The 12,607-nt window shown below is 35.1% G+C and carries 14 protein-coding genes; 5 read left to right on the plus strand and 9 right to left on the minus strand.

Annotated elements, in window-relative coordinates:
* Nucleotides 1–32: 32 nt before the first annotated feature.
* Nucleotides 33–287: a biotin/lipoyl-containing protein gene (locus MNO09_RS28545; RefSeq protein ID WP_000784766.1), complete on the minus strand. Its 255-nt coding sequence runs from the start codon at nucleotides 285–287 to the stop codon at nucleotides 33–35.
* Nucleotides 288–561: 274 nt separating this feature from the next.
* Here MNO09_RS28545 and MNO09_RS28550 point away from each other — a divergent pair, with 274 nt between their 5' ends.
* Together MNO09_RS28550 and MNO09_RS28555 are read left to right on the plus strand one after the other, a co-directional pair.
* Nucleotides 562–1,965, plus strand: coding sequence for a sigma-54 interaction domain-containing protein (locus tag MNO09_RS28550; protein WP_001258433.1), 1,404 nt, complete (start codon nucleotides 562–564; stop codon nucleotides 1,963–1,965).
* 106 nt (nucleotides 1,966–2,071) lie between these two features.
* Nucleotides 2,072–2,269: a hypothetical protein gene (locus MNO09_RS28555; RefSeq protein WP_000063919.1), complete on the plus strand. Its 198-nt coding sequence runs from the start codon at nucleotides 2,072–2,074 to the stop codon at nucleotides 2,267–2,269.
* Between the two features lie 53 nt (nucleotides 2,270–2,322).
* On the opposite strand, the gene truA is transcribed toward MNO09_RS28555, so the two are convergent.
* The 6 genes from truA to MNO09_RS28585 form a co-directional block, all read right to left on the minus strand.
* Nucleotides 2,323–3,060 carry a tRNA pseudouridine(38-40) synthase TruA gene (gene truA / locus MNO09_RS28560; RefSeq protein ID WP_001067305.1) on the minus strand — a complete coding sequence of 246 codons (738 nt, stop codon included), beginning with the start codon at nucleotides 3,058–3,060 and terminating at the stop codon, nucleotides 2,323–2,325.
* A 56-nt stretch (nucleotides 3,061–3,116) separates the two neighbouring features.
* On the minus strand, nucleotides 3,117–4,496 hold the full coding sequence (rlmD, locus tag MNO09_RS28565) for a 23S rRNA (uracil(1939)-C(5))-methyltransferase RlmD (protein WP_000615214.1): 1,380 nt from the start codon (nucleotides 4,494–4,496) through the stop codon (nucleotides 3,117–3,119).
* Nucleotides 4,497–4,506: 10 nt separating this feature from the next.
* Nucleotides 4,507–5,370, minus strand: coding sequence for a DNA-3-methyladenine glycosylase family protein (locus tag MNO09_RS28570; protein WP_088106805.1), 864 nt, complete (start codon nucleotides 5,368–5,370; stop codon nucleotides 4,507–4,509).
* Nucleotides 5,371–5,429: 59 nt separating this feature from the next.
* Entirely contained in the window at nucleotides 5,430–6,212 is a 783-nt protein-coding gene (gene pdaA / locus MNO09_RS28575; RefSeq protein ID WP_000875958.1) for a delta-lactam-biosynthetic de-N-acetylase, read from the minus strand.
* 126 nt (nucleotides 6,213–6,338) lie between these two features.
* Entirely contained in the window at nucleotides 6,339–7,859 is a 1,521-nt protein-coding gene (gene fumA / locus MNO09_RS28580) for a class I fumarate hydratase (RefSeq protein ID WP_000413534.1), read from the minus strand.
* A 206-nt stretch (nucleotides 7,860–8,065) separates the two neighbouring features.
* A complete protein-coding gene (locus tag MNO09_RS28585; protein ID WP_000513547.1) occupies nucleotides 8,066–8,248 on the minus strand; it encodes an SE1561 family protein in 183 nt (60 codons plus the stop codon).
* Between the two features lie 213 nt (nucleotides 8,249–8,461).
* On the opposite strand from MNO09_RS28585, the gene yfkAB reads away from it, so the two are divergent.
* A complete protein-coding gene (gene yfkAB / locus MNO09_RS28590; RefSeq protein ID WP_000156029.1) occupies nucleotides 8,462–9,589 on the plus strand; it encodes a radical SAM/CxCxxxxC motif protein YfkAB in 1,128 nt (375 codons plus the stop codon).
* 118 nt (nucleotides 9,590–9,707) lie between these two features.
* Here yfkAB and MNO09_RS28595 read toward each other — a convergent pair whose 3' ends face one another.
* Both MNO09_RS28595 and cax read right to left on the minus strand, forming a co-directional pair.
* Nucleotides 9,708–10,505, minus strand: a complete 798-nt coding sequence (locus MNO09_RS28595; RefSeq protein ID WP_002096879.1) for a YfkD famly protein — start codon at nucleotides 10,503–10,505, stop codon at nucleotides 9,708–9,710.
* Between the two features lie 81 nt (nucleotides 10,506–10,586).
* Nucleotides 10,587–11,642 (minus strand): calcium/proton exchanger, encoded by a 1,056-nt coding sequence (cax, locus tag MNO09_RS28600; protein ID WP_000482130.1) that lies wholly within the window; start codon nucleotides 11,640–11,642, stop codon nucleotides 10,587–10,589.
* Between the two features lie 179 nt (nucleotides 11,643–11,821).
* Here cax and MNO09_RS28605 point away from each other — a divergent pair, with 179 nt between their 5' ends.
* Together MNO09_RS28605 and MNO09_RS28610 are read left to right on the plus strand one after the other, a co-directional pair.
* Entirely contained in the window at nucleotides 11,822–12,238 is a 417-nt protein-coding gene (locus tag MNO09_RS28605; RefSeq protein WP_000550224.1) for a pyridoxamine 5'-phosphate oxidase family protein, read from the plus strand.
* A 151-nt stretch (nucleotides 12,239–12,389) separates the two neighbouring features.
* Nucleotides 12,390–12,539 carry a BH0509 family protein gene (locus MNO09_RS28610; protein WP_000977681.1) on the plus strand — a complete coding sequence of 50 codons (150 nt, stop codon included), beginning with the start codon at nucleotides 12,390–12,392 and terminating at the stop codon, nucleotides 12,537–12,539.
* Nucleotides 12,540–12,607 lie beyond the last annotated feature (68 nt).

A 12,607-nucleotide genomic window follows, 5' to 3' on the forward strand; every position in this document is an offset into this window, starting at 1 on the left:
AATAATTATTGAAAAGAGCAAAATACATAGTATCAATCACTACCTGTTATTAAAAGATCATCCCTCACTGTTATTAATAACTTTTTATCAGCGATAGCTTGTCCTTCTACTACTTCTAATGATTCGATATATCCACTGATCCCTACTTTAATTTCTACTTTCTGTTTATCTATTGTTTCAATTAACGCTAATTTCTCCCACTCGTATACGTAAGAACTTTCCGTAACAAATAACTTCTCTACTTTCCCATAACAAGGACTATACACGCCTTCTATAACCATCTTCACTTTATAAACTCCTCCTTCTTATTAATTGGTACTGAAACGTTGCATATCCCTCCTTTAGAGATTTCAACTATTATTTATGCAAAATGCGTACCAATCTCCAATTCCTATTTAAAATGAAGGTTTCTCAAAAAAAAATCTTCATAACCGCAAAATTTTTCTATCATTTGAGAAATTTTAAAGAGAAAATAGCAAAAAAATTTTGCGATTTTATAAGAATTTTAATAAAATTATAAAAAGTCAGTCTTCATAGGGTGAAATGAGGAGAAGATAATCTATGCGTACAGAAGAAATTAATTTTAAACAGATCATTGAAATGAATATGCTATATGAAACTTTACTTAATGAGCTCGATATCGGGATTCATATTATTAATGAGGAAAGTAAAACGATTATCTATAACCGCAAAATGATGGAAATTGAATCAATGGAACGCTCAGATGTGCTATATAAAAGTCCTATAGAAGTATTCGCATTTGAAGAAAATAAAAATAGTACTCTTATAGAGGCATTAAAATTAGGAAAAACAAACAAAAATATAAAACAAACGTATTTTAACAATAAAGGGCAAGAAATTACAACGATTAACAATACTTTCCCTATAATAGAAAACGGAAAAATTAAAGGCGCTATTGAAATTTCAACAGAGATTAGCCATTTCAAACAAACGATGAAAACGAACCTTTCTCGAAAACAAAATAATAAATTTACCTTTGATCACATAATCGGTGATTCTAATGCTCTTCAATCTGTCATTACAGAAGCAAAGAGAGTAATTCGTACATCCTCATCCATACTTCTCGTAGGAGAAACAGGGACCGGTAAAGAACTATTTGCACAAAGTATCCATAATGAAAGTCAACGTTCAACAAAACCATTTATTTCACAAAACTGTGCCGCTATACCTGATACACTCATGGAAAGCTTATTATTTGGTACGAACCGAGGTGCATTTACAGGAGCTATCGATAAAGCTGGTTTATTTGAAGAAGCAAATGGAGGAACTTTGTTATTAGATGAGATCAACTCATTAAGTCCAGCACTTCAAGCGAAGTTACTACGAGCTATACAAGAAAAAACAATACGAAGAATCGGAGGCACACAAGAAAAAGAAATTGATGTTCGTATTATAGCAACTATTAATGAAGACCCTCTTGAAGCTATTACACACAATCGATTACGGGAAGACTTATATTACCGATTAAGCGTCGTTACTTTATGTCTCCCGCCTTTACGTGAACGAAAAGAAGATATTCCTGATCTTGTGCAGCACTTTATCGAAAAGTACAACATTCAATTTGGACTTGGCGTAACGGATCTAGATGTACATGTAAGAGAATTTTTGTATGCATATGATTGGCCTGGAAACGTACGAGAATTGGAACATATCATTGAAGGTTCAATGAATTTAGTTGAAGATGAAAATATCATTACAGCGTTTCATCTTCCCACTCGCTTTCGCGAACGAATAAAAAAAGAATTCAATATGCAACCTTTCCTAACTAATAACGAGGCTGATGCACCTAAAACGTTAAAGCACACAATAGAGGCAATGGAGAAGAACTACATCAATCAAATTCTGACAGAGTATCACGGTAATATCTCACAGGCTGCAAAGTTTTTAGGATTAAGTAGGCAAAACTTACAATATCGAATTAAAAAATTGCATCTACACATATGAAATGAAACTTTAATCAAATGTAGGATGAATCCGCTTCTAAGCGCAAATAAAAATTGGAAAAACATGCCACAATAAACATATAACATACTAGAAAGGAACGATATATATGAGTAATGATAACAAATTAAAGTTATTACAATACTTAGCCTTCTTCCCTACCATTGTATGTATGATGTTACTAGTTGATATGAATGCTTATCCTTATGCAAAACTATTAGCAACAATTAGCGGCTCCTTTGCAGCTATTATGCTTGCTGCTTTTTGGAATTTGAAGATACGTATGAAGAAAGAAAAATCTTCTTAATGCCAAAACAATAAAAAAACCGAGCTTACACAGCTCGATTTTTTTATTGTTTATTAAAATTCAACATTCTCCAAATACAAACCACTCGCCTCAGCAAGACAATTAATTTGATTACGTTGTTTTTCCTCTAAAATATTTGGGATTGCGTCCGCATCTAATTGTCCTAATCCAACTTCAATTAATGCTCCAACAATTTTTCGTACCATGTTATGAAGGAATCCGTTACCACTTACTCTAATTTGTACAAATCCTGCTTCTTCCATCACTTCAAGTGTATATACTTCTCGAACCATAGACTTTTTCTTTGATTTCGCATTTGAAAAAGCAGTAAAGTCATGTGAACCAACTAAATGTTTCGCAGCTTCTTTCATGCTTTTCACATTTAATTTTTTATTCACATGCATGCTGTATTTACGCATAAATGGATTTGTATGCTCTTCATTCCAAATTTTATAAAGATATGTTTTTGCTTTAGAATTGTAACGAGCATGGAAGCGATCTTGTACTTCTTCTACACTCGTAATGCTAATATCATTGGGTAAATATTGATTTAAATATTTTTTCACTTTATGTTCCACTAACTTCTCATCACTCTGAAAGTTAGCAACTTGATTCAAAGCATGTACACCCGCATCTGTTCTACTACAACCGATAATTTCAATTTCTTTTCCGATCATTTCAGATATGACACTCTCGATTTTCCCTTGAATTGTATTATCGTTATTACCGAGACGTTGCCATCCTTTAAAACGTGCACCATCGTACTGAATCGTTAATTTATAATTATTCATTTTACTCTCCTTCATAGAAAATATTCCCTCATATCGTGAGGGAATATGAATACACTTTACTTTCTAACAAGCTTCACTACATTTTCTACATGGGCTGTATGTGGGAACATATCAACTGGTTGTACATATTCCACTTCATAACTCTTCATTAATGCTTGTACATCACGTGCTAATGAAGAAGGATTACATGATACGTAAACAACTTGTTTTGGTTTCACTTTTAAAATTGTTTCCAGTAATTTATCATCGCAACCTGTACGAGGTGGATCGACAACAATTACATCTGGACGCCATCCTTCTTTTACCCATTTCGGTAACCATTGTTCAGCTTTACCTGCTTCATATTTCGTATTTGTAAATCCGTGACGCTTCGCATTTTTTCTTGCATCTTCAATCGCTTCTGGAATTACATCCATACCACGTACTTCCGCTGCATCATTTGCAAGCCAAAGACCGATTGTACCAACACCACAATACGCATCTACAATTTTCTCATCGCCTGTTAAAGCAGCTGCTTTTTTCGCTTCATCGTATAAAACAACTGTTTGTTCTGGATTTAACTGGAAGAATGCACGTGCTGATAATTCAAATGATAAATCACCTAGTGTTTCTTGAATTACTTCTTTTCCAGCTAATTTAAATGTTTTATCACCGAAAATAACAGATGTTTTACGCCAGTTTACGTTTTGCATAATTGATTTAACAGCTGGCATCTGTTTTTGTACTTCTGCGATAAATTGATCTTTATTTGGTAATTCTTCTTTTGTTGTAATAAGTGTAACTTGTACTTCCCCTGTTTGAACTGCAGTACGTGTCACAATTGTGCGTACTAAACCTTTTTGTTTTTTCTCATTGTAAATAGAAACATTTAATTTTTCTAATATACGTCTTACAACTTTTGTCGCTTCATTCGTTGCTTTATGTTGAATCATACAGTGAGCAATATCAATTAACTGATGTGAGTTTTGCTTATACAGCCCTGTAATAACCTTTTCGTCTTTACGTCCCACTTGTAATTGACTCTTATTACGATAATGCCATGGGTTTTCCATACCAAGCGTTGGACGAATTTTTTCTTCCAAACTGTTGTTCATATACTTCTCGAATGCTTGTACAACGATATCACGCTTTTGATTTAATTGTTCTTTATAATCTAAATGTTGCAGCTGACAACCGCCACACTCTTCATATACCGGACATGGTGCTTTCACACGATGTGGTGAAGCTTTACGAACTTTTTTCACTTTCGCTTCAGCGAAGCCACGCTGAATTTTCGTTGTTTCAGCAACAACTTCTTCTCCTGGTAATGCCCCTGGAATGAAAACAACTTGTCTCTTAAAATAACCAACGCCTTCTCCGTTAATCCCAAGACGTTTAATTGTCACAGGAAACGTTTGACCAACTTCCAACTTACTCTCATGTTGCTTTTGTATCATTATTACACCTCTACTCTATACTTTTCCATAAATATAACGCTGCATAACTGCAGTATGGTTCACACTCTTGTTTCACTTTTTCTAAAAATGCATCATCAGGTTTATCATCTAATTGAAATACGCCTTGCACTGCACGCTGAATCCCAATGTCCGCTTTCGGAAACATATTTTTCCGTCCAAGCCCAAACATTAAAAAATTTTGCACTGTCCATGTACCAATCCCCCTAATTGGTAACAATTGTGCGGAAACCTCTTCATCCGCCCTGGTTTCTATACTCGCTAAATTTAATGTACCGCTGACAATACTTCGACCTAACCCTACTATATATTCAGCCTTTCGCTGACTAAACTTCTGCTCTCTCAATTCTTCTATTGAAATATTTGCTACTATTTTTGGAGTGGGGAAAAAGAATACACCGTTCTTCTCTGTTCCATATCGTTTCACAAACTGTTCTGTTAACACAGTAGCAAATTTCAAATTTATTTGTTGATGAATGATACAGCGAAGAAGACAAGCAAAATAATCAAACTCTAAAATAATTGGAGTATAAGCATATGTTTCAAATAGTGGACGTAATGATGTGTTTAAAAAATGATTTTGTATATCTTGAAACGGTTCATTCCAATGAAAAATGGCCCTCATTCGTTTCATGACTTTCTCTTGATCTCCTGCCTGACTAGAGATCCAAAACTGTGGATTTTGAACAGTACCAATCCCTTGCAAGCGAACAACAATCTGTTCCTCGTCTATACAAAGCGGGACATAAATGACTTTCTCATCTAATTGAATGACGTTAAGAGGATCAAAAGATAAACGTTTTAATACTTCTTCAAAATGATACGGATACTCTAACGTAACATGTTCGCTCCACATACGTGTCCCCATCCTTTTTACACATCATTATAGCATGAGAAAACCGCAAGCATACATGCTTACGGTTGATTGCTTTTTACTAAGTCATCTAGACTTTTAAAATGATACCCTTTCTCGCGCAAATCATCAATGATTTTCGCAAGTGCTTCTGCATTATCTTTTGATATTGCATGAAGTAATAAAACAGATCCTGGATGAATCATCGTCATTACATTATTATGTGCATATTGCCATCCTCTTTGCTCGTCCACTTTCCAATCCAAAAATGCAAGTGACCAAAATACATTATAATAGCCCATTTCTTTCGTAAGAGCCAATGTTCTTTCACTAAATACGCCGCGCGGCGGACGTACATATTTTACTTCTTTTTGCCCAGTTACTTTTTTAATCTCTTCCGTTACACTCGTTAATTCTTCACGAAGTTTCGCATCATTTACCGTTGTAAAATCAGGATGACTCCACGAATGGTTTCCAATAATATGTCCTTCATCCTTCATTCTTAATAACAAATCTTTTTGTGTTTTAATATAATGACCCGTTACAAAGAAAGTTGCCGGTACTTTTTTCTCTTTTAATACATCTAAGATTTTCCCTGTGTATCCATTCTCGTACCCATTATCGAATGTTAAATAAATATCTTTTTTCTTTGTATCCCCTAAATAAAACCCACCATTTTTTTGTAGTAAATCTGTATATAACTTTCCTGCATCTGGTACTGTTTCATTTTTAGGACGCGGGATTCCCCAGTTATGTGGAGTATTTGTATAAGCTAATGCTGAAACTGGAACAAGTGCCATCATAATTGAAAAAATGAGACCGATATATAACCATTTATATTTCATAAATAGTCTCCTTTCCATATATAATCGTACTTGTAGTTTCTGTTGCCGTGCATTCTTTCATGCTGAACATGTTTTTCTATATATACCAAAAAAATGCATCTCGAATCATTCGAGATGCATTTTTGTTTACTTAAATACTGGCTCTTTAAAGCTAGCTAATTTTTCAAGTGATGTTTTATCAACATCTGCATGTAAGCTATTACCATGAGAATCCATCGTTACAACTGCTTTAAATCCTTCGATACGTAAATGCCACATTGCCTCTGGAATACCAAATTGTAAGAAATCAACATCTTTTACTTCTTTAATACATTCAGCATAATATTGCGCTGCACCGCCAATTGCATTTAAATATACACCACCGTGCTCTTCTAAAGCCGCTAATGTTTTTGCACCCATACCACCTTTTCCAATGACAGCGCGAATACCGAATTTCTTCATAATATCGCCTTGGTACGGTTCTTCACGAATACTCGTCGTTGGACCTGCCGCTTTAATTTGCCAGTTTTCATTTTCATCTTTCACGACAACTGGACCACAGTGATAAATAACTTGTCCTTTTAAATCTACTGGACAATCGTTATCCATTAAATGCTTATGGATTGCGTCACGACCTGTATACATCATGCCATTAATTGTTACAACATCACCAACGCGAAGTTCACGAATTTGCTCTTCTGTAATTGGTGCTTGTAATACGATCTCACGTTGCTCTATTTTTTCTTGCGCTTCTTGCTGAAGTGTATCCTCACCTTCTTGATATAGCCAGTCCATAATTTCACCTGTTTCAGGATCGATTGTTACGCCAAGGCGGCGATATGCCCAGCAATTATACGCAACAGATACGTAGAAACTAGCGGGCAGACGATTATACACGCCAATTTTACAACCAAGTAAAGTCGTTTCTCCGCCAAATCCCATCGTACCAATGCCAAGCTTATTCGCATTTTCTAATACGTACTCTTCAAGTTTTTGTAACTCTGGTACTGGATTGACATCATCTAATGTACGGAATAATTGATTTTTTGCTAATTCGTAACCTGATGTGCGGTCTCCCCCGATACCAACACCAATTACACCTGCACTACAACCTTGACCTTGCGCTTGATATACAGCATGAAGAAGGCATTTACGAATTCCTTCTAAATCACGACCAGCGCGTCCAAGTCCTTCTAATTCACACGGTAAGCTATACTGTATATTTTTATTCTCACAGCCACCACCCTTTAGAATTAAGCGTGCATCAATATAATCTTTTTCCCATTGTTCAAACTTAATAACCGGTGTACCTGGTCCTAAATTATTTCCACTATTGTCTCCAAAAAGAGAATCAACAGAATTGGGACGAAGTTTACCATCTTTTGTCGCCCGCTCAAGCGCATTATAGATAGCTTCCTTCAACTTTAATTGATTCACACCAACTGGTGTATAAATTTTAAACGTTGGCATCCCTGTATCTTGGCAAATTGGCGAGATGTTATCATCAGCCATTTTAATATTATTCGTAATTGTGCCAAGTGCCATCGCAGAACGAGTCCCTGAATTTTCTCGTTCTTTCGCTTGTTGAATCGCACGACGAACATCTTTCGGTAAGTTCGTTGACGTTTCAACAATTAGTTGATACATGCTTTCTTGAAGCTTTTCCATTGTTACTTCCCCCTCAATTGTGAACGCTACCAAAACGTTATGAGCTGAAAATTCCATTGTTATGCTCTTCAGCTTTTTATTTGTTTCACGCTATTAAAGCATAAATGAAATTTTTCACAACTTGATTATACCTTTTTTTCTACCGTCCTTCTATTATCCATACAGAAAAAGGCTGCCAATTTTGCATTGGCAGCCTTTTTAATATATTATTCGTCTTTTTTAAATTGCTCACATTTTAATTCTAATTCATCTAACATCGCAAGAAGACGATCTACATCCTCTAACTCTACTTCTTCAGGTTCAATTGTATCAATTACTTCAATGAACATATTTAAACGTTCTTTTAAATATACTAGTTGTGAATCTTTATCTTCAATTGCTTTTCCCATGAAGGCACTCTCCTTTTAATTCGAGTTGCTTTTATTATACCGCAAAAATGATTGCTATGGGCATGAAATTTCATCAATTTTGTCACAGTCATTCATTCAAATGTAAGCCCTCTCTCTTTTTTCACAAAAAAGTTTCACTTTATAAAAAGTACATATTCTTCTATTATAGAGAATGGACAAATTGTTATTTCAATAGTCAAAGGAGTATTTCATATGACGATATCACAAAAAATGAAGCCGATTACTCCTTCTTACGATCCATGGGAAGCGTATATGGACCTTGAAGAGTACGGCAAACTACTATTAACAAACGTTGAGTTTACAACGACAACGTTATGCAATATGCGTTGCGAGCATTGTGCTGTTGGTTACACATTACAGCCGAAAGATCCAAATCCGCTTCCGATGGAGCTTTTATTAAAACGATTAGATGAGATTCCTCATTTACGTTCTTTAAGTATTACTGGCGGAGAACCAATGCTTTCAAAGAAATCCGTCGACAACTATGTAACACCACTCTTAAAATACGCCCATGAACGAGGCGTTCGCACTCAAATCAACTCAAACTTAACTATAGATTTAGCACGTTACGAACAAATTATTCCTTATTTAGACGTATTGCATATATCCCATAACTGGGGAACAATTGATGACTTCGTTGAAGGTGGATTTGCAATGATGGAACGTAAACCTACTTATGAACAACGTGCAAAATTATTTGAACGAATGATTACAAATAGTAAAGCTCTATCAGATGCAGGTGTACTCGTATCAGCTGAAACGATGTTAAACAAAAGAACTCTACCACATATTGAACATATTCATCGTCAAATTGTCGAAGAGATGGGCTGTAAACGTCATGAAGTTCACCCGATGTATCCGAGTGATTTTGCGAGCAATCTAGAAATTTTAACAAAAGCTGAAATTCGTGATGCAATTGAGCATTTACTAGAAATTCGCGATGAAAATGTATGGATGTTATTTGGAACTTTACCTTTCTACGCTTGTAGCGATGATGAGCGAGACATCGCCACATTTAAGAAATTACAAGAAAGCAAAAATGTAACAGTTCGTAACGATCCAGATGGTCGTTCTCGTTTAAACGTCAACATTTTCGATGGAAATATTATTGTAACTGATTTCGGTGACGTTCCCCTTCTAGGTAACGTACAAACAAACACACTACAAGAAGCGTATGACAAATGGAGTGCTTCAAAAACAGCACAATCATTAAGCTGTCACTGTCCTGCAGTAAAATGCCTTGGACCAAATGTTCTTGTAAAAAATAGCTACTATCCGACAGAAGATTTCTTATCAAAAACAGCAAACATAACATTTTAAAGTTCAACTTTAATCAGTGGAGGTTTTGTTCATTCCCCACTGATTATTAGTTGAACCAATTGCCCACAAATAGCAGGATAAATAAAAACGTCAGCTTATAAGCTGACGTTTTTTCATATTATTGCGAGTGAGAAGATGAAATGAATTTAAAATACAAATGATCATGAATTGGAATCGCCGCTCCAATTCCTTGAGAAGTAATATTTTTTACAACAAGCCTTTTTTGATTTCCCTTTAACACAAGATACACTTCTCCAAATGTTACTTTTCCTTTTTCATTTACTGCTGGTGTATAAGCGTATAAATATCCAAGTTGACTCGGACTAATATTATACACACGCTCATGTCCAGTACCATAACCAATGGTCGTTTTAAATGAAAGCGGCAATTGTACTTTTTCAAGTGCTTTGAGAAGCATCATTTTTTTCACATCCGCAGTATTTTTCATATCTGCTGTTAAATCACCTTCAACCGTCTTTTGCGTTTCTTGCTTATAGCGTAGCGGATATAAGCGATCTCCTCCGCGATTATCGTACACATTGCGATTTACTTGTTTATATTCCCAATTAATCGATGTCTCAACCGATTCATAATTCAAAGCCCATTGACCTAAATAAATCTTTGCTCGGTACCCTACCGCAAGCGGCGCATTCGAAATTGTCGTTTCATTAAACATTCGAATTAAGTCCGGATTTTCAATTTTAATATTTGCTGTTTTCAATAGTTCTTGAGCAAACTTACTCGGTTGTAAGCGCGGCAAATCTTGCGCATCATTTGGAAACGTATTGTCTTTAGAAATATTTAAAACAGATGAAGGCATTTTTGTTTCTACCGTTGTCTTTGCAAAACTCATGTTAGGAAATAATAGAATAAACGAGACCATAGTTGAAAGACATATGCTGTATACTCGTTTCACCTGTCTGGCTCCTTCCTACGTAAAGGTATATATACTACTTTGTTTATTGTTTTCTCTCAATACAATTGTTATGCCTATTTTTCATAATAAATAAAAACCAATTCCCATAATGACATACGCCGCTAATAAAGTACCGCCTTCAAACCAATTTGTATCTCCATCATTTGAAATCGCAATCGTTAAGAAAACAGCTGTAATCATAGAAACAAGTTCTGGTATTGTAAATACTAAAGGCATCCTTTGTGCAAAGAACATAGAAAGCAGTACTAATACAGGAGCAACAAACATGGCAATTTGTAACGTAGAACCTATTGCAATTTCAACTGCAATATTTACTTTATTTTTATACGCCATAATAATTGCAGATGCATGTTCCGCTGCATTCCCAACAATTGCAACGATAATAACCCCTATAAATAATTCTGACCAACCAAATGATTTTGCAACTGTCTCAAATGTATGCACAAGCGCCTCTGACACATAAGCTACCGCAATTGTCGCTATTGCTAAAATAAGTAGCGCTTTACCTTTCGACCACTCTGGTTCTTCCTCATGAGCTACTTCATCCGTTTTATGTTGATATACACCACGATGCGTAACGAGCTTAAATAGCAGTGCAGCAAGGTACATAATAATCATAATGATAGAAACACCAATACTTAATTGATAGGTCTTTCCAGCATCCATCTTCATTGAAAAAATCTCTGGAATAACAAAAGCTACTACTACAGCAAAGATTAATAAAGCTGAATTATGCCTTGCATCATACACATTAAAACTTTGTCTTTTGTATTTAAGCCCTCCTACAAAGAAGGATAGCCCTCCTACTAATAATAAATTTCCAAGTACAGAACCCGTTAATGAGGCTAACACCACTTCAATTAATCCTGCCTGAAGTGCAAAAATCGAAATGATTAGTTCAACAGCATTACCGAAAGTAGCATTTAATAATCCGCCTATTCTAGGTCCCGAGACAATCGCCAAACTTTCTGTCGCTCTCCCCATAAAACCCGCTAATGCGATAATAGTAATACAATACACAGCGAACATAATTGTTTGAGGCCAATGAAGCATTTTTCCAAGTACAGAAAGTGGTACCCCGATCAGTGCTACTATAAGAAATATTTTATTAAACATGCTTTTCATCCTTCCATCGTATGTATTTCTCCTCGATATTATTATTATTCTTCTCCTAACTTGTCCGATTTCATCACAATTACGTTTAAAAAATCGGATTGAAGAAAACAGTATGAAAGATATTTAAATTATCTTGTTTAAACGGAGAAAACAATAAATTATGAACAGGGGCTAAAAGCATGCATTTAAAAGAAAAAATTGAAACTATTATTTGCGGTCAACGAACTGGTGTATTATCTACTGTACGTGAAAATAAACCTCATAGTACCTTTATGATGTTTTTCCACGAAGATTTTGTGTTATATGTTGCAACAGATCGGAAATCAAAAAAGATAACAGATATCGAAAACAATCCAAATGTACATGTACTACTTGGACGTGAAGGAAAAAAATTAGATGAAGATTATATTGAAGTTGAAGGCTTAGCTTCCATCGAGGAAGACTCCACATTAAAAAACAAGTTTTGGAATAATAGCTTAAAACGCTGGTTACTTGGTCCTGAAGACCCTAATTACGTATTAATAAAAATCAATCCCGACACAATTTATTACATCGATGGTGCTGGTACGACGGAGCCTGAGTTTTTACGACTATAAAATAAAACAAGCCCCCTTTAGGTGGGCTTGTTTTGTCGAAAAGTTCTTCTGAAAAAAACAATAAAATAGGTGGAACTTTCTAAAGATTCTGTTATATAATAGCAGTAACTTAAATACACTGTATTAAAACAGATTGAGAGGAGAAATAAAATTGATGAAAAGAGAAGAACGTAAAAACATGATTGAGTTTATTGAAAAGAAAAAAGGGATTGAGCGTGATGAATTATTGTTTATGACAGACGATGAAGTAGAACATATTTATAATGTAACGTACTTTTTGTATGAGGAAATTGCAGAGTAGTATAATAATCCCCACCTTATTAGCAATATAAGGTGGGGATTATTTCGTTATTTGCGGGGCGGTAAAAT

The organism is Bacillus sp. N5-665 (assembly GCF_022637375.2).
Taxonomy (GTDB): Bacteria; Bacillota; Bacilli; order Bacillales; family Bacillaceae_G; genus Bacillus_A; species Bacillus_A wiedmannii.